The sequence below is a fragment of the Falsihalocynthiibacter sp. BN13B15 genome, from assembly GCF_041205415.1.
Classification (GTDB): domain Bacteria; phylum Pseudomonadota; class Alphaproteobacteria; order Rhodobacterales; family Rhodobacteraceae; genus Falsihalocynthiibacter; species Falsihalocynthiibacter arcticus.
The window spans coordinates 260,268-282,460 of record NZ_JBGFCE010000004.1 but is presented as its reverse complement, the minus strand read 5'-3'; the positions used below and the strand labels follow the sequence as shown (position 1 = coordinate 282,460).

The window sequence follows — 22,193 nt, the reverse complement described above, 5'->3', positions numbered from 1 at the left end:
CGCCGAAGGGATAACGATCTCAGGCGCAAAAGACAGAGGGGGCATCAGAAAGGCACGCATCGGGCGGGCTTTGAATGGTGCCGCGCGCTTGCACGTGCATCAGAGAATGGGGACGCCAGATGACTGATGCCGTATTAGAACAGACCGTTTTTCATGATTTACACGTCGAGCTTGGGGCCAAAATGGTGCCCTTCGCAGGATACGCAATGCCCGTGCAATATCCGCTGGGCGTGATGAAAGAGCATTTGCATACACGCACCAAAGCGGGGCTATTTGATGTGAGCCACATGGGGCAAGTTTTGCTTCATGGCGATAATCCGGCTGAATCCCTTGAGCGTTTGGTACCTGTGTCGCTTATTCCACTGGCTGAAGGGCGTCAGCGCTATGCGATGTTCACCAATGAAGATGGCGGAATTTTGGACGACCTTATGGTTGCTAACCGTGGCGATCATTTGTTTTTGGTGGTTAACGCCTCCTGTAAAGACGCCGATATTGCGCATATGAAAGCTGGATTGCCTGATTGTGAGATCGAAGTAATTAAGGACCGTGCGCTTCTGGCTTTGCAAGGTCCAGCAGCCGAGGCGGCCCTTTCGGCGCTTGTGCCTTCGGCCGCCGAGATGGTGTTTATGGATGTGTCAGTGGTTGCTTCAGACTATGGCGAATTGTGGATTTCCCGTTCGGGATATACGGGCGAAGACGGGTATGAAATTTCAGTTTCAAATGAAAATGCCGTTGAGTTTGCAAAAGCTTTACTCGCGCAGGATGATGTGGAACCGATCGGCCTTGGCGCGCGCGACAGCTTGCGTCTTGAAGCCGGACTTTGCCTCTATGGTAACGACATCGACACAACAACAACACCGGTTGAGGCCGCTCTGGAATGGGCCGTTCAAAAAGCGCGCCGTAACGGTGGCGCGCGCGAAGGCGGTTTCCCCGGCGCGCAGGTCATCCTTGCGCAATTTGAAACGGGCGCAAGTCGCCGCCGTGTGGGCATCCTTCCCGAGGGCCGCGCCCCCATGCGCGCGCATACACTTCTATTCGCCGATGAAACTGCCACAGAATCTATGGGAGAAGTGACCTCCGGTGCCTTCGGTCCGAGCATCGAAGGCCCGATGTCGATGGGCTATGTGGCCACTGAATTCGCGCAAACGGGCACCAAGATTTTCGCCGAACTGCGCGGCAAACGCGTGCCTGCAACCGTGGCCGACATGCCGTTCCGCCCATCCACTTATAAACGCTAAAATCCAACAGGAGAGACCCTATGAAATACACCGAAGAACACGAATGGCTACGCATCGAAGACGACCTTGTTGTTGTTGGCATTACGGCCCACGCCGCAGAGCAACTTGGCGATGTTGTCTTTGTTGAATTGCCCGAAGTTGGCACTATGGTCGTAAAAGACGACGAAATCGTTGTGATCGAAAGCGTGAAAGCGGCGTCCGACATTCTTGCGCCCATCGACGGTGAAATCATGGAAGTGAACGACTCGATCGTAAACGAGCCGGGCAAAGTAAACGACGACCCTGAAAATGACGCTTGGTTCGTGAAGCTTAAGGTCGACGATCTCGGCCCGATGGACGACATGATGGACGAAGCGGCTTATAAAGCCTTTATCGGTTAAGGAAAAAAATGCCCTATCAAACCACTGGTTATAACACCTACGATTTCGCCAACCGTCGCCATATTGGCCCATCGCCAGAAGAAATGGCGCAGATGCTTGAGGTGATCGGATATCCGTCGCTTGATGCGCTGATTGATGCAACGGTTCCTGACAGTATTCGTCAAACGGAGCCCTTGCCTTGGGCGCCCATGACAGAGCACGGTTTACTTGCGAAAATGCGTGTGACGGCAAAGAAAAATAAGGTGATGACCAATCTGATCGGGCAGGGGTATTACGGTACCGTGACACCCCCCGCGATTCAACGCAACATTCTGGAAAATCCCGCTTGGTACACGGCCTATACGCCCTACCAACCAGAGATTGCCCAGGGCCGTCTTGAGGCGTTGCTCAACTTCCAGACTGTGGTGTCGGATTTGACTGGTTTGCCGGTCGCGAATGCGTCGCTTTTGGACGAAGCTACGGCCTGTGCCGAAGCGATGGTCATGACGCAACGCGTGGTTAAATCCAAAGCCAAAGCCTTCTTTGTGGACGAAAATTGTCATCCCCAAAATATTGCCGTTATTCAAACACGTGCGGCCCCCTTGGGGATCGAAGTGATTGTTGGCAATGTGGATGATCTTAAGGCGGATGAAGTCTTTGGCGCGATCTTCCAATACCCTGGAACCTTCGGCGTCTTGCGGGATTTCACCCCTGAGATCGAAGCGCTTCACGCGGCCAAAGCCGGCGCAACAATGGCGACCGACCTTTTGGCATTGACCATGCTCAAAGAACCCGGCGCGATGGGGGCGGATATCGCCGTTGGGTCGGCGCAGCGCTTTGGCGTGCCTCTCGGTTTTGGCGGCCCACACGCGGCCTTCATGTCCTGTGCGGACAACTTCAAACGCTCTATGCCGGGCCGGATTGTTGGGGTCTCAATCGACTCCCAAGGTAACAAGGCTTACCGACTCAGTCTGCAAACTCGAGAGCAACATATCCGCCGCGAAAAAGCCACGTCGAACGTTTGTACAGCCCAAGCCTTGCTGGCCGTTATGGCGAGTTTCTTTGCCGTGTTCCACGGCCCCAAAGGTCTGAAATCTATCGCGGAAATGGTGCATTTTAATGCGCAAGCCTTGGCCAAAGGCCTGACGGACGCGGGCTTTGGAGTTGAGACCAAATCCTTCTTTGACACCGTCACAGTCGAAGTCGGTGCATTCCAAAATGCGATATTGAAGAACGCCGAGGCCGAAGGGATTAACCTGCGGAAAGTTGGGACAACTCGTGTCGGAATTTCTGTGGATGAGGTTGTTGACGCCGCGGTTATTGAAGGCGTTTGGCGTGCCTTTGGATTGGACACAAAGGCTACAGAGTGGCAGGCGAACACTTCCGAAACCCTGTCGCAAAACTTCCCTGATGCGCTTCTGCGGACCAGCGATTTCCTAACTCACCCGATTTTCCACATGAACCGTGCCGAAGCGGAAATGATGCGCTATATGCGTCGCCTCGCGGACCGTGATTTGGCGCTTGATCGCACGATGATCCCGCTTGGATCGTGCACTATGAAGCTCAATGCGGCGGTTGAAATGATGCCGGTGACATGGCCGGAATTCAACTCCATTCACCCCTTCGCGCCTGTCGATCAAACCGCGGGTTACCTTGAAATGATCAAGGATCTGTCGGAGCGGCTTTGTACGATTACCGGCTATGACGCGATGTCGATGCAGCCAAATTCCGGCGCGCAGGGCGAATACGCGGGGCTGCTTGCCATCGCCGCCTACCACCGCTCAAACGGCGATATGAACCGCGACGTCTGCCTCATTCCGGTCTCTGCGCATGGTACAAACCCGGCCTCTGCGCAAATGGTGGGCATGAAGGTTGTTGTGGTGAAATCCGCAGAAAACGGCGACATCGACGTGGAAGATTTCCGCGCCAAAGCCGAAGCCGCGGGCGACAATCTCGCTGCCTGTATGATCACCTATCCCTCCACCCATGGCGTGTTTGAAAAAACAATCAAGGACGTGTGCGAAATCACCCACTCCTACGGCGGCCAGGTTTATATCGACGGCGCGAACCTCAACGCGATGGTCGGTCTGGCTCAACCGGGGAAATTGGGTGGCGACGTAAGCCACCTGAACCTGCACAAAACCTTCTGCATCCCGCACGGCGGTGGTGGTCCCGGAATGGGCCCAATCGGTGTTCGCAAGCACCTTGAGCCTTTCCTTCCAGGACATCCAGAAATGCCTGGTGGCGGCGAAGGCCCTGTTTCCGCAGCACAATTTGGCTCGGCTTCCATCCTGCCAATCAGCTGGGCATATTGCTTGATGATGGGCGGCGAAGGGATCACCAACGCGACCAAAGTTGCCATTCTCAATGCCAACTACATTCGTGCGCGCCTATCGGGGGCCTATGACGTTTTGTTTACGGGCAAGGGCGGCAACGTCGCACACGAGTGTATCCTTGATACGCGCCCGTTTGCGGAATCTGCGCATGTGACTGTGGATGATATCGCCAAGCGCCTAATGGACAGCGGTTTCCACGCGCCCACCATGAGTTGGCCCGTAGCGGGCACGCTGATGATTGAGCCAACCGAGTCCGAGACAAAGGCCGAGTTAGATCGCTTTATCGATGCGATGCTTTCAATTCGTGCTGAGATTGCAGCGATTGAATCCGGTGAAATGGATGCCGACAACAACCCGCTCAAACATGCGCCACATACGGTTGCATCGCTGGTTGGCGACTGGGATCGCCCCTACACGCGTGAGCAGGGTTGTTTCCCTCCCGGATCGTTCAAAGTCGACAAATATTGGCCACCTGTTGGGCGGATCGACAACGTCTTTGGGGATCGGAATTTGATCTGTACCTGCCCACCGCTCGAAAGCTATCTCGACGCGGCGGAATGACCTATTCGGTGGCTGGTGAAAACACGCCGGCCACCGTTTCACACTTAAGTTCGGCGCTTGCGAAGGCCGATTTAAGCGCCCCACATTGCACACAGGTTTCGGGGTTTTCGTGGGTTAACCACACAACCCGCCGATTGGCCCGCGCCTCCTTGATCAATTGTTCTGATGTCGTTTCAATGGGCTGATCTCGCGGCGCTTCCACGCGTTCGGCATCGCGCCGCGCGAACTCAAGGTAGCTGCGATCAAAGGCCCCATCGTAGAAAATGACGTCCGCGTCCTGAAGCCGTTTGACCGACCGCAACGTCATCATATCCCGCCCGCCTTGTCCCGTCGAAACCAAACAAAGCCCTGGTAAATCTTGGGCAGGTGCGCCGCCGTTCGCAATGGCATTTTTGATCGCCAGAGCGGCGGGCCGTTCGCGTCCTGCGGTGAAATCCGCACGCGGGCTGGCCGTAAACACCCAGCGCCAAAGATCGCGCCGTTGAATGGGACCGAGATGATGCGCCGCGCTGTCGCGGAGCCGTCCAACAAGGGCGGCCAAATCGCCGAGGTTTGGTTCGAGCAACTCCTCCATGCGGGTCTTGATTTGCCGCGCTAAAACGGGCGCGGTCCCCTCAGTGCCGATAGCTACCACAACGGGATCTCGATCCACAATAGAAGGGGTCATCGCATCGCAAAGCGCAGGCTGATCAACAACGTTTACAACTGCGCCAGCCGCTTTCGCAATGGCATGAAGAGCTCCGTCCGCCCCTTTGCAGCCCGTTGCGATAAAGACCAAAGCCGCGCCTTCAAACACCTCGACGGTTACGTCCGTGCTATGAAGTTCTGCTTGCCCTTGGGCGATTATACCTGCGAGTTCGTCGTCAAGTTCGCCGCCGGCGGCGATCACAATTTGCGCTTCGGTTTTTAAAGCCAGCCGACATTTTTGCGCCGCTTGTTCGCCGCCGCCACAAATAACGATGCGACGCCCAGCGACTGTCAGGAACATTGGAAATGTTTTCACCGATTTCTCCTACATGGACGGTGTGCGTGCGGCCCAAAGTTGCCGTGCGCGTTCGTCCGCTTGTTGGATTGTCGCGGCTTTTCCAAGCGTTAGCAAGGCGAGCCCCGTTGTACCCGTTACGATGGCTTCGGCAAAAGGATCGGTGATATCGCCGCGCCAGAAAGCCGCGAGGTTGTTGGGCTCTGGCGCGTCTTCTGCCAGCTTGCGGGTTTCCTGCATGAGGGCAGGGGCGATCCCCTCCCATGCGACTGTTTCTCGCAATCCAAAGGCTTGAACATCCTTGGACGGATGGCGCTCAAATTCGCCGCCGCCGCCTTTGATAACAGAGAGAGAGGGGAGGCCCAAAAGCGCGCCTGCATCGGCTTGCAATTCGCGGTAGGATGGATGGAAAACTCCCTGAACAGAAGCCAGTGCCCCCGTTGGATTAAAGACCCGCAACGTGGTGTTCACAGCCGAGCGAAGTCCAAAAACATCCCGCAACTTCAGAACTCTAAAGGCTTCAGGCGAGAGGTCTTCAAGGGGGGCATAGGCCACGCCATTGTGTTGCAGAGCATCGCGGGCTTGTTGCGGGGTTGTGACGGACGCAATGCCCAGTGGAGCGAGTTGTTCGCGTACGGAGGCCAACGGGTTTTGATGCGAATTCCAGCCATGCAAAAGCACAGTTTCTCCACTTTGAGCTACCAGTTTTGCCGCCAGTAGGAAGTAGGGCAAGCCACGTGTGCGTCCCGCCGCATAGGTCGGCCAATCCAGAGAGACAGGCACCGTTTCCCAGCCTGAAATGCGTGCTCTTAGGGCTTGAACACAGCCTGCGATTTCGGCGCTGTTCTCGCCTCGTAACCGCATGAGCATCAACAGGGCCCCGACGGACTCAGGCGCGCAATCCCCGCTTAGAACGAGGGAAAACGCTTCAAAGGCTTCCTCTTGAGTAAGAGAGCGGGAACGTCCCGGCCCCCGCCCAAGTATTCGGACATAGGGGGCAAGTTTTGTCATTCAGCGGCTACTTTCAATGAGGGTACATCTCTTAGTAAAGCTTGAAGTTCTGGCTTGCAAGAGCCGCAGTTCGTTCCCGCGCCCGTGCAGTTTCCAAGGGCCTCGACAGTCATTGATCCCGCATCGATCGCGGCGCGAAGGGTATTTATCCCGACGTTCATACAGGCACAAACCGTCGCGCCCGGATCTGGCTGGTCCGCGCCAGGAACGCCGGCTAAAACATGGGTCGCACCCTTTGATCCGATGAGCGAAATAACAAATCCACGCGCCACCGCGACGGGCGATTTTGCGGCAAAAAATGCGCCTCTAAGGATGCCGTTCTCGACAATTGCGACGCGGACAGTGCCACGATTGATATCCTCAAAAACCATCGCGTCGCCCATCGGGAGCGCAAGCGTTTCGCGTGCTTCCTGCTCCCAACACGTGGGTGGTTTTACGCCAGCGATTTCAGCACGCCATCCCGTATCGCTGCGCATTTTTGCAACATAGGGGCGGTTGGATTGAATTTCATGATCGGTCGCGGCAAAGGCATACCATCCAGCTTCAAACGCTTGCGCGGTCACTTGTGCACCCTTGAGCGCAGGTTGGCCCGAAATTGGATCAACTTGCGAGTCGCCAGCATCATTAATGCGCCCAGTTTTCGAGAAGCTGGCGGTCCAATGCATCGGCGCAAACAGGCTGCCGATCTGGGCGCGTTCCGAAATCATGACTCGCAAAATTGCACTGCCGTTTTGACCGGAAATACGCAAAAGGGTTGCATCGGATACACCGATTTTTTCGGCATCAAGCGGGTGGATTTCGGCGAAGGGTTCGGAAATATGTTGACCCAAACGCGCCGTTTTTCCGGTTCGGGTCATCGTGTGCCATTGGTCGCGGATACGGCCGGAATTTAGCCGGAAACTATGCGCAGAAATAGCGGGTTTTGGCGGCGTAATCGGGATCATTTTTGCCTTGCCGTCAGTGTGATAGAAACCGCCATTGGCGAAAAACCGTTCCTTTGGGATTTGCCCTGTTTTTATGGGCCATTGCACGGGGGCAAGTGTGTCGTAATCTGCTTCGCTTAGGCCCGCGAGACCGGAAATGTTAAAGTCTTTGCCGAAGTGTCCTGTGGCGGTCGAAAGCTTGGCGTATTCGTCGAAAATTTGTGCGGGACTGGTGAAATTGAACCCCTCAACATAGCCCATGCGTTTGGCCACATCACAGAGGATGCGCCAGTCTGGGCGGGCTTCTTTTGGGCCAGGAATAAACGGCCTTTGGCGGCTTATGCGGCGTTCGGAATTCGTAACAGTCCCTGATTTTTCGCCCCAGCCTGTGGCGGGAAGTAAAACATCAGCAAGCGCCCCCGTGTCGGTATGCTCTATAATATCCGACACAACGGTAAAGGTTACATTTTCAAACGCTTGCGAGACAAACGCCGAATTTGGCATCGACACCGCGGGGTTGGTTGAAATCACCCAGAGCGCCTTGATTTTACCGTCCGCGCAAGCCTGAAATAAGTCGACCGCTTTGAGACCCGCATGGTCGGCCATTACCGGCGCGTTCCATGCGGTTTGCACGGCGTCTCGGTGGGCGGGGTTTTCTAAATCAAGGTGGTTCGCGAGCATATTTGCAAGCCCGCCTACTTCCCGTCCCCCCATAGCGTTTGGTTGGCCAGTGACGCTGAAGGGGCCCATTCCGGCACGGCCAATTCGGCCTGTTGCAAGGTGGCAATTGAGAATGGCATTAACCTTATCTGTCCCGACGGCGGATTGGTTAACGCCTTGCGAATAAATGGTGACGGTTTTTTCAGTTCCGATCCAAAGATCGATGAATTCTGCGATTTCCGCATGGGTCAAACCGCAATCTTTAGGGTTGCTAACGCGGGCCTCAGTTAGGGTCGCGTCAAAGCCTGTAACATGTGCAGCGACATAAGGGGTATTGACGGCACCTCGGGCCTCAATTTCGGTCAAAAGCGCGTTAAAGAGGGCGGCATCACCATCGGGTCTAATCGCAAGGTGGAGGTCGGCCAGATCACTGGTGGCTGTGCGCCTTGGGTCTATGTTGACGACGCGCATGTTAGGGCGTTCGGCTTTGGCTGCAACAAGGCGCTGAAACAGGATTGGGTGGCACCACGCGAGGTTACTTCCCACCAGAACAACAAGGTCGGCTTGATCGAGGTCTTCATAATTTCCGGGCACGGTATCGGTGCCGAATGCACGCTTGTGGCCCGCCACCGAACTCGCCATGCACAGGCGCGAATTGGTGTCGATGTTGGCGCTTCCAATATAGCCCTTCATCAACTTGTTGGCGACGTAGTAATCTTCGGTCAGCAATTGCCCTGAAACGTAAAACGCCACGGAATCGGGGCCGTGTTCGTCGATTGCGTCGCGAAATTTGCTTGCAACCAGATCGAGTGCTTCGTTCCAACTTGCGTCCCGTTTGCCGATCTGCGGTGCGAGAAGACGACCCTCGAAATCGAGGGTTTCGCCGAGCGCCGATCCCTTGGAACACAGGTGCCCGAAATTCGCAGGGTGGTCGGGGTCGCCTTTAATTGTGCCGTCAGCGAAGGCCAAAACCCCGCAGCCAACCCCGCAATAGGGACAGGTTGTTTTAACGGCCTTCATTCAGCCGCCACCTGTGCCAAGACTGCAGAAGCCGCAAGGAGGACGCGTCCATTCTCGACCTTGACTTCATAGGTGCCGACGCATCCTTCATCCGCGCCTTGGGCTTCGCCCGTGGCCAAATCAAAGATCCAATTTCGCATGGGATCGGTCACTTTTTCGTCGTGCTGGATGCCGTTGGAGAGGGGGCCCGCTTTGCCCTCGAGATACTCGTCTACAGCATAGATTGCGCCCGATGCTGTGTGAAAAAGCGCAATGTCGCCTCGCAGAGTCCGCACGATCCGTGCACCGCGAACGGGGATGTCAGTTGTGGCTCCGATGTCGATAAACTGTGTCATTCTGCGGCTACCTTTGTGAAATCTGCGAGGGGTTCAAACTCATGCGCATCAACGCCTTTTTTCGCACGTTCTGCCCATGGATCTATCTGATAAAACTGCTGGGAGTAGCGGAAGCGGGCGGCCAACGCTCCGCGGTTTTCCAAGTCGTCCACAACCTGTTCTTTGACCCAATCAAGGCCGACTTTGTCGATCCATTTGTAGGGGCGGTGCAGGTATTGCGCGCCTTCGCGATAGAGCTGGTAGAAGGCGCAAGCAACGTCGATGGCTTCCTCCTCGGTTTTGGCCACCATCAGCAATTCCGTTTGGCGAAGGTCAAGGCCTGCGGCCCCCCCTACCAAGATTTGATAGCCGCTATCGACGCAGATTATCCCGAGGTCTTTGCAGGTGCTTTCCGCACAATTGCGCGGACAGCCAGACACCGCGAGCTTGAATTTATGCGGTGACCATGCACCCCACATTTCCTTCTCGATTTTGATGCCAAGCCCTGTTGAATCTTGCGTGCCAAAGCGGCAATGATCGGTACCAACGCAGGTTTTTACCGTGCGCAATCCTTTGGCATAGGCTTGCCCTGAGATCATGCCCGCCTCGCCCAAATCATACCAAATGGCGGGCAAATCTTCTTTTTTGATGCCCAGTAAGTCGATCCGTTGCCCGCCTGTGACTTTCACCGTTGGCACGTTGTACTTGTCAGCGGCGTCAGCAATTGCGCGCAATTCATTGGGTGTGGTGATGCCGCCCAACATGCGAGGCACGACGGAATAGGTTCCGTCTTTTTGAATGTTGGCGTGCACACGTTCGTTGATAAAGCGCGAGCGCGAGTCATCCACTTCTTCGCCGGGCCATGCGCAAACCATGTAATAGTTGAGCGCGGGGCGGCACACGTGACAACCACAGGACGTCTTCCAATCCAACTCCTGCATCGCGGCAGGGATGGATTTTAGCTCCTTGGCGATGATCAATTTGCGCACATCGTCATGCGAGAGGTCTGAACATTTACAGATCGTTCCCTTCTCGGGCATTTGGAACGCGTCGCCAAGGGTGAGGCCCAAGACTTGGCTCACAAGACCCACACAGGAGCCACAGGATGATCCCGCTTTGGACGTCACCTTTACAAGGTCCAATGAGTTGGAGCCTGCGTTAATTACGGCGATAATCTCGCCTTTGGAAATGCCGTTACAACCACAGATTTCAGCGTCATCTGGTAAGGCTGCAACGGCCGCCATAGGGTCCAAGGGGGCACCCCCTTGAAAGGCAGGGCCAAAGATCAGCGTGTCTCGCATCTCGCTGATGTCCTCCCTCGATTTGATCAGGCCAAAGAACCAGTTGCTGTCGGCCGTGTCGCCGTACATCACCGCGCCGATCACGGCGTTTTCCTTGAGCACCAACCGTTTGTAAACGCCGCGCGACGGGTCGCGGAAAACGATGTCTTCGCGGTCGCTGGCTTCGGCAAAATCGCCTGCCGAAAAGAGGTCACAGCCCGTTACTTTGAGCTTGGTCGAAATCTCGCGCTGAACGAATTTTGCGTCTTGATCGACCAACGTGCGCGCCAAAACCTTGGCTTGGTCATAGAGCGGCGCCACTAGACCAAAGATCGCGCCGTCATGTTCCACACATTCGCCAACGGCAAAAATATCGGCGTCCGACGTGATCATTTGATCGTCCACATGGATGCCTTTGCCCACCATCAATCCTGCCTCGTTGGCGAGGGCGACATTGGGACGAATGCCCACGGCCATAACCAGTAAATCACAAGGAAGTTCGGTGCCGTCATCCAGCATCAACGCCTTCACGTGGCCGTTTTCGCCAGTGATTTCCTTTGAGTTGGCAGAGCAAAGCACGGTGATGCCTTTGTCGATCAACGCTTTGCGCAACAGGTATCCTGCGGCCTCATCAAGTTGCCGTTCCATCAAGTGGCCCATGATGTGAACAACCGTGACGTCGACGCCGCGCAGGGCCAAACCCGCCGCTGCTTCAAGACCCAGCAAACCGCCACCAATCACCACGGCTTTGGCGTCTTTTTTCGCACCAAGGCCAATCATTTTATTTGTGTCTTCAAGGTCGCGATAGGCGATTACGCCTTCCAGATTATGCCCGGGAAGCGGGATGATGAAAGGGTTTGAACCGGTGCCAAAAATCAGCTTGTCATAGGGCACTTCGTCGCCGTTTTCGGCAACCACAATCTTACGTTCCCGATCCACTTTCGCGACCTTCTCGCCAAAGCGGCACGTCACACCATTTTCTGCGTACCAGTCGGAGGTATGGATGATGATGTCGTCAAAGGCCTTGTCCCCAGAGAGGACAGGCGACAGCATGATACGGTCATAATTTCCACGCGCTTCCGCGTTGAAAAGCGTGACATCGTAGGCGCTAGGGTCGAGTTTAATCAACTCTTCTAAGGCCCGTCCTGACGCCATTCCGGCGCCGATAATAACGAGTTTCTGGGCCATCATGCCGCCTCCTCTTTCGCTTTCTTTAAGTTCTTGCCGTGTTCATATTCCTCAAGGAAATCAAGAACCTCGGCGCGGTAGTTATAATAGTCGGGATGGGCTAGCAGGGCCTTGCGGGTGCGCGGCCGTGGCAAATCAACGTCGACGATTTTTCCGATGGTCGCTTGGGGGCCGTTGGTCATCATGACCACGCGATCCGCCAGCAAAATGGCTTCGTCAACATCGTGGGTGACACAAACGGCGGTTACCTTTGTGCGCGACCAGACTTCCATCAAAACTTCCTGCAATTCCCAGCGGGTGAGGCTGTCGAGCATGCCAAAGGGCTCGTCCAGAAGAAGCAGTTTGGGCGACAAGGCAAAGGCGCGGGCGATGCCGACGCGTTGCTTCATCCCGTTGGACATGGAGGTCGCCATTTTGTCCATGGAATCCGTCAAACCGACGCGCTCAAGGTAGTATTCCACGACGTCTTGGCGTTCGGCCATGGAGGCTTTTGGGTAGACTTTATCAACCCCAATCGAGACGTTCTCTTTGGCGGTCAACCACGGGAACAGGTTGGGCGACTGAAACACCACGGCGCGTTCAGGATCGGCCCCTTGGACGTGGCGGCCATCCAGACGAATACCGCCTTTTGAGATATCATTGAGGCCTGCAGCCATGGTCAGAACAGTGGATTTACCGCAGCCAGAGTGCCCGATGAGCGAGATAAATTCGCCACGGTTCACTTTAAGGTCAAAATCCTCAACCACGGTGAGGGGGCCTTTGGGGGTGGGATAGATTTTATGCAGTTGCGAGAAGTCGAGGAAACGTTCCTCAATGAGGCCTTCTTGGGCTTTGGCGACGGCGGCGGGAACTCCGTGAATGGGGGTGACGTCAGGGAGGGTGCGGGTCCCTTCAACGCGGCCTGTTATCCCCACATCCATCAGGTGTTGGGTGATTTTCGCGCGAAGTTTTTTGAACACGACATCATCGTTCATCTCAATACGGTCGCGCGGGCGCGGGATGTTCACTTTGAAGGGTTCGGACAGTGTTCCATCAGGGTTGAGGGCGATGATGCGGTCGGCCATGATGATCGCCTCGTCCACGTCATTGGTGATCAGGATCACGGTCTTTTTGTCGGCGTTCCAAATGTCGAGGATTTCATCCGCGAGATTGGCGCGGGTGAGGGCATCAAGTGCTGACAATGGCTCGTCCAAGAGTAACACTTCGGGGTTCATCGCCAGCGCACGGGCCACCGAAACCCGCTGGCGCATACCGCCTGAAAGCTCTGCGGGGCGGCGATCTCCGGCGTGGGAGAGCCCCACCATTTCGATGTATTTGGCGACGATTGCGGCGCGTTCGGCTTTGCTTTTGCTTTTGAAAACCGAGTCCACCGCGAGGGCAACATTTCCAGATACCGTCAACCACGGCATCAAGGAATAGCTTTGAAACACGAGGCCACGTTCAGGGCCGGGGCCGGTGATGGGCGCGTCTCGGAAAAGGACTTCGCCATTGTCAGGAGTTGTGAGGCCCGCGACCATGTTCATCAGCGTGGATTTCCCTGTGCCGGAAAATCCGAGGATGGCTAGGAATTCACCTTCCTCCACTTTAAGGCTCAGATCGCGCAACACGTCGACATGGGCGGTGCCGATGCCAAAGCCTTTGGAAACATTCTTGAATTCTACAACTGCCATGTCGATCACCTGTTCTCTGAGAAGGTAAAGAGCGATTGGATTGTGAACATCAGACGGTCGAGTAAGAAGCCGATAACGCCGATGGTCAGGACCGCAACCATGATTTTTGCGAGGGATTGCGAGGAGCCATTTTGGAATTCATCCCAGACGAATTTCCCAAGTCCGGGGGTTTGAGCCAGCATTTCCGCCGCGATCAAAACCATCCAGCCCACACCGAGGGACAGGCGTAATCCGGTAAAAATCAGGGGCAGGGCCGAAGGAAGTACGAGCTTGGTGATTTTGGTGAACGTCGAGAGCTTGAGGACTTTGCTCACGGAAATCAGGTCTTTGTCGATGCTCGCGACCCCGAGGCTTGTGTTGATAAGGGTGGGCCAGAGGGAGCACAGCGTTACCGTGATCGCTGAGGTGAGAAAGGATTTTGAGAACAGGCCGTCGTTGGTAGCATAGGTGGCTGATATGATGATGGTCACGATGGGGAGCCACGCGAGGGGGGATACGGGCTTGAAAATCTGGATGAGGGGGTTAATCGCTGCATTCACGATAGGCGAGAGACCCGCCGCAATTCCGAGGGGGATTGCAATCGCCGAGGCAATGAGAAAGCCAAAGAAGACGGTTTGGATGGAGGTCCATATTTGGTCGTAATACGTCGGTTTGCCCGTATAGGCGCGGTCTTTAATCTGGTCCGATTTACCTTCAGCAATCAGTTTCTCGTTGCGGACTGCTAGGCGCTCATAGAATTGTTTTTCTTTTTGACCTTCGCGAATGGCGTCCGCATGGAGCACTTTGGCTTGCTCCCAAACCTGCGCAGGACCAGGAACAGCCCCAAGGGAGGTTTGCACTTTGGGTGCGAGGGCGCCCCAAGCAGCCAAAAACAACACGATCGACAACAGCGGAACGCCCAAGAGCAACCAGATTTGCTTCATTTGGGCCCGTGGGTTGTCTCCAGCGAAGGCTTTCAGAATGGGGGTCATCCACGCAAGGCCCAGCACAGAGAACCATGCGTCGGCTTTGTTGATACGTGTGAAAAGGCGCGCGCGTTTGGCTTCTTTTTCGATATTTGCGGCGAATTCGGGCTCGACTGTGGTCATCTGACCGTCTCCAATCTGGCGTATAGTTTCAAGTGAAGAAACCCAGCTCCCTGAGGGGAGCTGGGGGAGGTATTTTTAATTAGTGATGCCGCTGGGCTGAACGGTTTGCTCGCCTTTGAGGCCGATGATCAGGCTGTCGATATAGGCGTTGGGGGTGCGCCCGTCATAGACAACGCCGTCGATGATATCGCCTTCGGGTGTCTCGACGCGGTAGCCATCAGTGTCCCATGGGAAGTCAGTTTCAGCTGCGAGATCTTCTTCAATCAAGAGCTTTGCTGCGGCGAGGTAAATCTCTGGTTTATAGATGCTTTTTGCTGTTTCATCGTACCAAGCATCGGATTTGCCTTCAGGTATTTGGCCCCATCGGCGCATTTGGGTCAGGTACCAAACCGCGTCGGAATAATAGGGGTACGTCGCGAAATACCGGAAGAAAACATTGAAATCAGGCACGTCGCGCACGTCGCCTTTTTCGTATTCAAATGTGCCGGTCATCGAGGCCGCGATCACGTCGTAATCCGCACCAACATAGTCAGAGCGCGACAGGATTTCCACCGCTGCTGGACGGTTGGCATTGTCGTTTGCATCCAGCCACATCGCAGCGCGGATGAGGGCTTTGGTGACGGCAAGTGTTGTGTTTGGGTTTTCTTCTGCGAATTCTGCTGTGATGCCGAAGACTTTCTCTGGGTTGTTTTTCCAGATTTCATAATCGGTCACAACAGGGACGCCGATGCCTTTAAAGACCGCCGCTTGGTTCCATGGCTCGCCCACGCAATATCCATGGATTGTACCCGCTTCGAGGGTCGCGGGCATCTGTGGCGGGGGGGTGACGGAGAGTAGAACATCAGCCGCGATTTGGCCGGAAACGTCGTCGGGTGAGTAATATCCCGGCTCAATCCCACCCGCAGCCAGCCAGTAGCGCAACTCATAGTTATGAGTAGAAACAGGAAAAACCATGCCCATTTTGAAAGGCTCGCCCTTGTCGGCGAACTCGGTAACAACAGGTTTCAACGAGGCGGCAGAAATTGGGTGAACGGGTTTGCCCGCGTCGTCCATTGGAACGTGTGGCAGCATCTTTTCCCAAATGGCATTGGAAACCGTGATGCCGTTGCCGTTCAAATCCATCGAGAAGGGGGTGATGATGTGGGCCTCTGTGCCATAGCCAATAGTCGCCGCGATAGGTTGCCCTGCAAGCATGTGCGCGCCGTCGAGTTGGCCGTCGATCACACGGTCTAGAAGCACTTTCCAGTTGGCTTGCGGTTCCAATGTGACATAGAGGCCTTCGTCCTCAAAATATCCAAGTTCGTAGGCCACTGCCAACGGAGCCATGTCCGTGAGTTTGATGAAGCCGATTGTAAGCTCATCTTTTTCGAGGTCCAGCATTTCAGCCCATGAGGGAGCCGCGAGGGCAAAGCTCGTCGCCACGGCCATGCTAAGTGCATATTTCATCGAATAATTCCTTCTGTATTGCGCCCCCGATAATGTTGGAGGAAGGGGCAAGAACGAAAAAAGCCGCACGATTCAAGAGACACGGGAGGACATGTCAGAAGAATCGAGCGGCTTTGCTCATGTCGTCCATCGCTGGACGGTATTGACTAAGCGGCGTTGCTCAGCGTTGGTCTATTTGTACGAGGGTTGCTGCGGTGCGGCGAGGCTTTGTGGCCGAATTTTCCGTCAAATTCTGCGACTGCATAATAAATGGGCGCAATTAGGCGTTGAGGTCGAAAATTTCGCCATCAAAGAATGCATCTGGCCCCAGAATCATCTCTCCACGGGTTGAGGCAACGAGCGTTGGAGCAGCAAGGGAGCCCTCCAGTTTTTCAGAGGCTGCGGGCATGTCCACCCCCAGGCCTTCAAGGTTGTGGCGGTATAAATCTGTGCGAAAACAGTTGCGTGCAACCGAACGAGCATGAACGGGGTCAAGACTGTACCGCTTAGCTAATCGCGTCGCGATCCATGCGGCTTGGCTGCGCCACGGGAAATTTGCGGCGGTTCCGTGGAACTGTTGGAACTGTGGAACGTATTGGGGTTGAGCGTTGCGCGTCGGGGCAATTTGCCCTGTCAATGCGCGGTCAATCAGGTGTTCGGGGAGGTCGAGGTATTCTGCGCTTGCGAGGAGGTCGGCGGCGACCATACGGTTGGACGGGTCTTCGAGCCAGCAGGCGGCTTGATAGGTAGCGCGCATCAGGGATTTGGTTTCTTCGGGGTGGTTTTGTGTCCAGTCGTGGCGGGTTGCGAGGACTTTTTCGGGGGCGAAATTCCAAATGGCAGAGCCGGGAAGGATGAGTTCGGCAACACCTTGTTCGACGGCGAGGGACCCCCAAGGTTCTCCAACACAAAAGGCATCGATTTCATCATTGGCGATGGCGTCGGGCATGCGGGGTGGAGGGACGACTTTGATGTCGAGGGCACGCTCTGGGAGGCCGAGGGCGCTGAGCCAGTGGTGTAGCAGTTCGACGTGCATAGCGAAGGGAAAAGGGATGCCCACCCGCAGGGCTTCGCCCGCGGATTTGATCAGGTGAAGGCCCGTCTCGCGCGGGGCTTGGAAGGCCCCACTCCAGCCGTTGCCGCGCATCTTCTGCGCCAGTTTTGGTGCAACGCCGATGTTATTGCCATTGACCGAAAGCACCATCAAAACATCAATTTTTACTGGGAGATTCCCAAGATTTAGCGAGGTGGCGATGGGCGTAGGCGAGAGCATTTGCGCCGCGTCGACTTGCCCTAGGGCGAGACTATCGCGGAGGGAGGACCAACTGGGATGTTTCACCAGATTGAGCTTGAGAGCGTTGGCGCGAGCGAAGCCGAGTTCGTGGGCGACGATGAGGGGGGCGGAGTCGACGAGGGGGACGAAGGCGCAGGAGAGGGGGGTCATTTTAGCAGCTCGCTGGCGGTGACGAGGGCGTGGGCGATGTCGGCGGTTTTGCGGCCTTGGTTCATCGCGGTTTTGCGCAGGAGGGCGTAGGCTTCTTCTTCGGAAATGCCCTTGGCGGCGATCAGCAGGCCCTTGGCGCGGTCGATGGTTTTGCGTTCGGCCAGCGCGGCCTTGGCGGCGTCGCGTTCATTGCGGATTTGCGAGACCATATTGAAGCGGGCGATGGCCGCGTCGAGGATGGGTTTGATGCGATTTTTTGTAAGGCCGTCAACGACATAGGCGGAAAGGCCCGCGTCGATCGCGGCTTTGGTTAGCTCGGGGTCGGAGCGGTCTACGAACATGGCGACGGGGCGTTTATTGGCCCCTGAGGCGAGGGAGAGACTTTCGAGGGTGTCGCGGCTGGGATTGGCGATATCGACGAGGACGACGTGAGGGTCTAGCTCGCTAAGGCGTTGATTTAAGGAGGTTTCATTGCCTAGGACGGTGATGGTGAAATCGCCCGCGTCGCAGAGTCCGTCGACGATCATGCGGGCACGCTCGGGATCGGATTCTAGGATGGTTATGCGCAATTTTTGGGCCATATCACGGTGTAGACGCGGCGCGCGCGAAGGGACAGATAGGGCGAGATATGGGTGCGGGGGATTGCGGGGTTGTGGGCGAAAATCGGGCAAAAAGGGGCGTGTTGCATGATTTTTGGGCGCTGTCTTAACGCGGTGTGGCAACGGCAAAAGGCGGGACGTTATTCGCATATGTTTTGCATATGATTTCCATAGGGGCGGGATGTGCGGCCGCAGGTTTGCGCAGGCGTTAACGATTTGGTGGGAGGATGGGGCCATATTTCACAAAGAATGGAGGCCGCGATGGTCACGCCACATAACAAAAATACTCGGGATAGGATTGAGCCTGCGTCGGATCGACGGGCGACGAAGGAACAGCATCGGCATGTGCGGATGGCGAAGAATACGTTGGCACGGGTGAGTACGGCGGTGCGGGCGGCGGAACTGCGGTCGGAATTTATCCCAGAGGATTGGGAAGAGATTTCGGAGGCGTTTGGGTTCACGCCGCGCAATGCGCGGGTGACGCTTTTGCTGGAGGAGCCTGTGCTGAAATACTACCGCGCGTATGGGGCGGGGTATCAGAAGGTGATGAATGATGTGCTGGCGCTGTTTGCGGAGTTGCGGTTGAGCAAGGTGATCGAGGCGCGGGAAGATCGGGATGAGGAGGGACGGGCGGTTTGAGGATCTGTTCGATTCAAGCAGTATGAAAGCTCGACTGTGCGGGTCTTAGTTTAAGAACGAGAAAACTGAATGGAATTGTGCTATAGTCTCATCAACCTTTCCGCAGGTTTCAAAGAGTAGGGGCGACAATTATCGAGGTAGGCAACGGCATTTCTTAAGGGCAGTATTTTTGTAAACAACAATTATTAGGAGAATAGTATGACTACTCCAAGATATATGATGGTTACTGTTGCTGCCTGTAAGCAGCCCTTTGTGGGGCAAGCCCTTAAACTTCTGTCCAAACTCTGTAGTGAATTAAAGAGCGATGCCGGAGCGCTGACCACACGGTTCGGAGTTCTCGCGACGGGCGAGCAAACTGGGCAATTGATCTTGTTTCAGAGTTACGAAGAGCTGAACGGTATTGATGGAGCCTTTAATGTTTATGCAAAATCGGCAGCCTATAAAGAGCTTGTGGCAGACGGAAATGTCTCGGTTACGCTCCGCAATATACTGAAAATAGAGGACCTTGGATTGTCCAAAACCTCTATGGAGGTTCCTGCCTACGGAGTGGTGACTCGGTGGGGATGCAAGGATTTGAAACTAAAGGCAATGAGCGCTGAAGTTCCGCACTTTGAGAAAAACGGAGCTATGATCATGCGCTATTGCACCATATTAACAGGTCCGGCAGCCGGGCGTCGTTTGTTGGCAGTGGGGTATCCGTCTATGGATTCTATCCAAAAAACATACGAGGCTTTGCGTGCAAGCAAGGGGTATAGCGCTCTCATGAGCGAGTTCGATCTGGATTGGCGAAATGTCATTCGGATGGAGGGGTAGGTATAGCCTGTAGCGGATTGCAACGCGGCTATTTTGAAACTCCAGCGGAGTGCGCAGGCAGGTTTGTTGCCAAACCCGCTGCCGCGCCCCCGTTACTTTTGCTTTGCAAAATCAACGTACGAATTTTTTATGCTTCATCCGTGTAGGCTCCAAGGCATTCGCGCCGAGACGACGTTTTTTGTCTTCCTCATAATCCTCAAAGTTGCCTTCGAACCATTCGACGTGGGCGTCGCCTTCGAATGCTAGAATATGCGTACAGATGCGGTCGAGGAAGAAGCGGTCGTGGGAGATGACGACGGCGCAGCCTGCGAAATCGACGAGGGCGTCTTCAAGGGCGCGGAGGGTTTCGACGTCGAGGTCGTTGGTTGGCTCATCGAGGAGGAGGACGTTGCCGCCTTCTTTTAGCAGGCGCGCCATGTGGACGCGGTTGCGTTCGCCGCCCGACAACATGCCGAGTTTTTTCTGTTGATCGCCGCCTTTGAAGTTGAAGGAGGAGCAGTAGGCGCGGGCGTTGACTTCGGCGTCGCCGAGTTTGATGATTTCGCCGCCGTCGCCGATGGCCTCAAACACGGTGGCGTTTGGGTCAAGGTCGTCGCGGTTTTGGTCGACGTAGGAGAGTTTGACGGTATCGCCGAATTCGACGGTGCCCTCGTCCGGTTTTTCTTGGCCGGTGAACATGCGGAACAGGGTGGTTTTACCCGCGCCGTTGGGGCCGATCACGCCGACGATGCCACCGGGGGGCAGGGCGAAGGTGAGGTCTTCGACGAGGAGTTTGTCGCCCATGGCCTTTTTGAGGCCTTCGACTTCGATCACTTTGGTGCCAAGGCGGGGGCCGTTGGGGATGATGATCTGGGCTTTGCCGACTTTTTCACGCTCGGATTGATTGGCGAGGTCGTTGTAGGAGTTGATCCGCGCTTTGGATTTGGCTTGGCGGGCTTTTGGCGATTGACGCATCCATTCGAGTTCGCGCTCGAGGGTTTGTTGCTTGGATTTGTCTTCTTTGGCTTCTTTTTCAAGACGTTTTGCTTTTTGCTCAAGCCATGCGGAGTAGTTGCCCTCATAGGGGATGCCTGCGCCGCGGTCGAGTTCCAAGATCCAGCCCGTGATGTCGTCGAGGAAATAACGGTCGTGGGTGACGCAGAGGATGGTGCCCTTGTAGTCGATCAGATGTTGTTGGAGCCATGCGATTGTTTCGGCGTCGAGGTGGTTGGTTGGCTCATCGAGGAGCAGCATATCGGGAGCTTCGAGGAGGAGTTTGCACAGGGCGACGCGGCGTTTTTCACCACCGGAGAGGGTGGAGACATCGGCGTCATCGGGGGGGCAGCGCAGGGCTTCCATGGAGACGTCGATTTGGGCGTCGAGATCCCAGAGGTTTTGGCTGTCGATCTCATCCTGAAGGGCGGCCATTTCTTCGGCGGTTTCTTCGGAGTAGTTCATCGCGAGTTCGTTGTAGCGATCAAGGATGGCTTTTTTCTCGGCCACACCGAGCATCACGTTGCCGCGCACATCGAGGGTTTCGTCGAGGGTTGGTTCTTGGGGGAGGTAGCCGACGCGGGCACCTTCGGCGAGCCATGCTTCGCCCACGAAATCCTTGTCCATGCCCGCCATGATGCGCATGAGGGTCGATTTACCCGATCCGTTGGAGCCAACGACACCGATTTTCACGCCGGGAAGGAAGTTTAGACGGATGTTTTCAAAACACTTTTTACCACCGGGGTAGGTTTTGGAGACTCCGTCCATGAAGTAGACATATTGATAAGCGGCCATGAGGGTTCTCCGAGGTAAAGGTGGGTTGGCTTTTCGTATAGTTTGTGGGGGTTGAGGGCAAGGGGGCAAAGGGTTTGCGGGGCGAGGGAGAAAAAAGTTTGATCAGCTGCCGGTCGGGGAGTAGGGTCGCTGTGTGGCGGCCTATTGCTGCCAATGGGCGCGTATTAAGGGAAAATTATTATGTCCGTGTTTAAAATTATATCCGTAGCTGCACTCGTTTCAATGAGTGTAACCGGTGCCTTTGCTCAAAATCGTTTTGAAGGAGTTGTCTCCGTTGCGGGGTGGAATATTTGGAAAGATCTCGAAGCTAAAACCTGTTTTATGGAACGCAAGGATGACTTGAATAACGTTGTGCAAATGGGGCGGACGACTGACAATTTATTTGACTATGTCGGGGTGTTCACCCAAACAGAAATTGGCCTTAAAGACGGCGAAATTCAAGAGATTCAAATCGTCGTCGGCGATCATTCTTATAAAAGTAAATCCAAAAGCGTTCGTGGGAAATTAAGCAACGGTTACATGGGGCGCTATTTCTTGTATGACAACGAACAACTCGCAGAAGATATTGCACAACAATATGTTATGTCTGTTTTTTCGGGAAGATCTTACGCGCTAGAGATCAATCTGGATGGGACGATGAGGGGCATGGAAGCCGCACGTAAGTGCATGGCGAGCTTCTAGAACCCGCGCGTTTTAGAAAATGGTGGCCCTTCTGTATGTGGGGCCATTTTTATGTCGGAGGAGCGGTGCCCCGCGCCACTCTTTGCCCTAAAATTTGGCAAGGATTACCTTTTGGCTCTAGACTTCAACCACCGATACCCACTACGAATTTCTCTGACCCAGCATTGTTTTGGGGTGCATTCTTAAAAAGGAATA

At 55.2% G+C, this 22,193-nt stretch carries 17 protein-coding genes; 6 read left to right on the top strand and 11 right to left on the bottom strand.

Features of this window, described 5'->3' with window-relative positions:
• Positions 1–119 precede the first annotated feature (119 nt).
• The 3 genes from gcvT to gcvP are packed head-to-tail and all read left to right on the top strand — an operon-like array spanning position 120 to position 4,494.
• Positions 120–1,238, top strand: a complete 1,119-nt coding sequence (gene gcvT, locus AB9F26_RS09045) for a glycine cleavage system aminomethyltransferase GcvT (RefSeq protein ID WP_369767840.1) — start codon at positions 120–122, stop codon at positions 1,236–1,238.
• Positions 1,239–1,258: 20 nt separating this feature from the next.
• Entirely contained in the window at positions 1,259–1,618 is a 360-nt protein-coding gene (gene gcvH, locus AB9F26_RS09040) for a glycine cleavage system protein GcvH (protein ID WP_039004457.1), read from the top strand.
• Between the two features lie 8 nt (positions 1,619–1,626).
• The gene (gene gcvP, locus AB9F26_RS09035) at positions 1,627–4,494 is read left to right on the top strand and encodes an aminomethyl-transferring glycine dehydrogenase (RefSeq protein WP_369767839.1); all 2,868 of its coding nucleotides are present in this window, start codon (positions 1,627–1,629) and stop codon (positions 4,492–4,494) included.
• A gap of 1 nt (position 4,495) precedes the next feature.
• On the opposite strand, the gene AB9F26_RS09030 is transcribed toward gcvP, so the two are convergent.
• The 10 genes from AB9F26_RS09030 to AB9F26_RS08985 all read right to left on the bottom strand — a co-directional run bounded on the left by AB9F26_RS09030 (position 4,496) and on the right by AB9F26_RS08985 (position 18,080).
• Entirely contained in the window at positions 4,496–5,497 is a 1,002-nt protein-coding gene (locus AB9F26_RS09030; protein WP_335585645.1) for an NAD(P)-dependent oxidoreductase, read from the bottom strand.
• A gap of 9 nt (positions 5,498–5,506) precedes the next feature.
• Entirely contained in the window at positions 5,507–6,487 is a 981-nt protein-coding gene (locus AB9F26_RS09025) for a glycosyl transferase family protein (protein WP_369767838.1), read from the bottom strand.
• Positions 6,484–9,090, bottom strand: a complete 2,607-nt coding sequence (locus AB9F26_RS09020; protein WP_369767837.1) for a molybdopterin-dependent oxidoreductase — start codon at positions 9,088–9,090, stop codon at positions 6,484–6,486. Before AB9F26_RS09020 ends, AB9F26_RS09025 begins: the two co-directional genes overlap by 4 nt.
• Positions 9,087–9,425, bottom strand: coding sequence for a nitrite reductase (NAD(P)H) small subunit (locus AB9F26_RS09015; RefSeq protein WP_335585642.1), 339 nt, complete (start codon positions 9,423–9,425; stop codon positions 9,087–9,089). The genes AB9F26_RS09020 and AB9F26_RS09015 overlap by 4 nt, the downstream gene beginning before the upstream one ends.
• Positions 9,422–11,872: a nitrite reductase large subunit NirB gene (gene nirB, locus AB9F26_RS09010; protein ID WP_369767930.1), complete on the bottom strand. Its 2,451-nt coding sequence runs from the start codon at positions 11,870–11,872 to the stop codon at positions 9,422–9,424. The genes AB9F26_RS09015 and nirB overlap by 4 nt, the downstream gene beginning before the upstream one ends.
• Positions 11,872–13,542 carry an ABC transporter ATP-binding protein gene (locus tag AB9F26_RS09005; RefSeq protein WP_369767836.1) on the bottom strand — a complete coding sequence of 557 codons (1,671 nt, stop codon included), beginning with the start codon at positions 13,540–13,542 and terminating at the stop codon, positions 11,872–11,874. Before AB9F26_RS09005 ends, nirB begins: the two co-directional genes overlap by 1 nt.
• Positions 13,543–13,547: 5 nt before the next feature.
• On the bottom strand, positions 13,548–14,630 hold the full coding sequence (locus tag AB9F26_RS09000; RefSeq protein WP_369767835.1) for an ABC transporter permease: 1,083 nt from the start codon (positions 14,628–14,630) through the stop codon (positions 13,548–13,550).
• Between the two features lie 75 nt (positions 14,631–14,705).
• On the bottom strand, positions 14,706–16,058 hold the full coding sequence (locus tag AB9F26_RS08995; protein WP_369757642.1) for a CmpA/NrtA family ABC transporter substrate-binding protein: 1,353 nt from the start codon (positions 16,056–16,058) through the stop codon (positions 14,706–14,708).
• Positions 16,059–16,335: 277 nt separating this feature from the next.
• Positions 16,336–17,499, bottom strand: a complete 1,164-nt coding sequence (locus AB9F26_RS08990; protein ID WP_335585638.1) for an ABC transporter substrate-binding protein — start codon at positions 17,497–17,499, stop codon at positions 16,336–16,338.
• Positions 17,496–18,080: an ANTAR domain-containing response regulator gene (locus tag AB9F26_RS08985; protein WP_369754258.1), complete on the bottom strand. Its 585-nt coding sequence runs from the start codon at positions 18,078–18,080 to the stop codon at positions 17,496–17,498. Before AB9F26_RS08985 ends, AB9F26_RS08990 begins: the two co-directional genes overlap by 4 nt.
• Positions 18,081–18,359: 279 nt before the next feature.
• Between AB9F26_RS08985 and AB9F26_RS08980 the strand changes: the two genes are divergently transcribed.
• A complete protein-coding gene (locus tag AB9F26_RS08980; protein WP_369767834.1) occupies positions 18,360–18,737 on the top strand; it encodes a BrnA antitoxin family protein in 378 nt (125 codons plus the stop codon).
• Positions 18,738–18,935: 198 nt separating this feature from the next.
• Positions 18,936–19,550 (top strand): hypothetical protein, encoded by a 615-nt coding sequence (locus AB9F26_RS08975; protein ID WP_369754260.1) that lies wholly within the window; start codon positions 18,936–18,938, stop codon positions 19,548–19,550.
• Positions 19,551–19,661: 111 nt separating this feature from the next.
• Here AB9F26_RS08975 and ettA read toward each other — a convergent pair whose 3' ends face one another.
• Entirely contained in the window at positions 19,662–21,317 is a 1,656-nt protein-coding gene (gene ettA / locus AB9F26_RS08970; protein ID WP_369767833.1) for an energy-dependent translational throttle protein EttA, read from the bottom strand.
• Between the two features lie 180 nt (positions 21,318–21,497).
• Between ettA and AB9F26_RS08965 the strand changes: the two genes are divergently transcribed.
• On the top strand, positions 21,498–21,998 hold the full coding sequence (locus tag AB9F26_RS08965) for a hypothetical protein (protein WP_369767832.1): 501 nt from the start codon (positions 21,498–21,500) through the stop codon (positions 21,996–21,998).
• Positions 21,999–22,193: the final 195 nt, after the last annotated feature.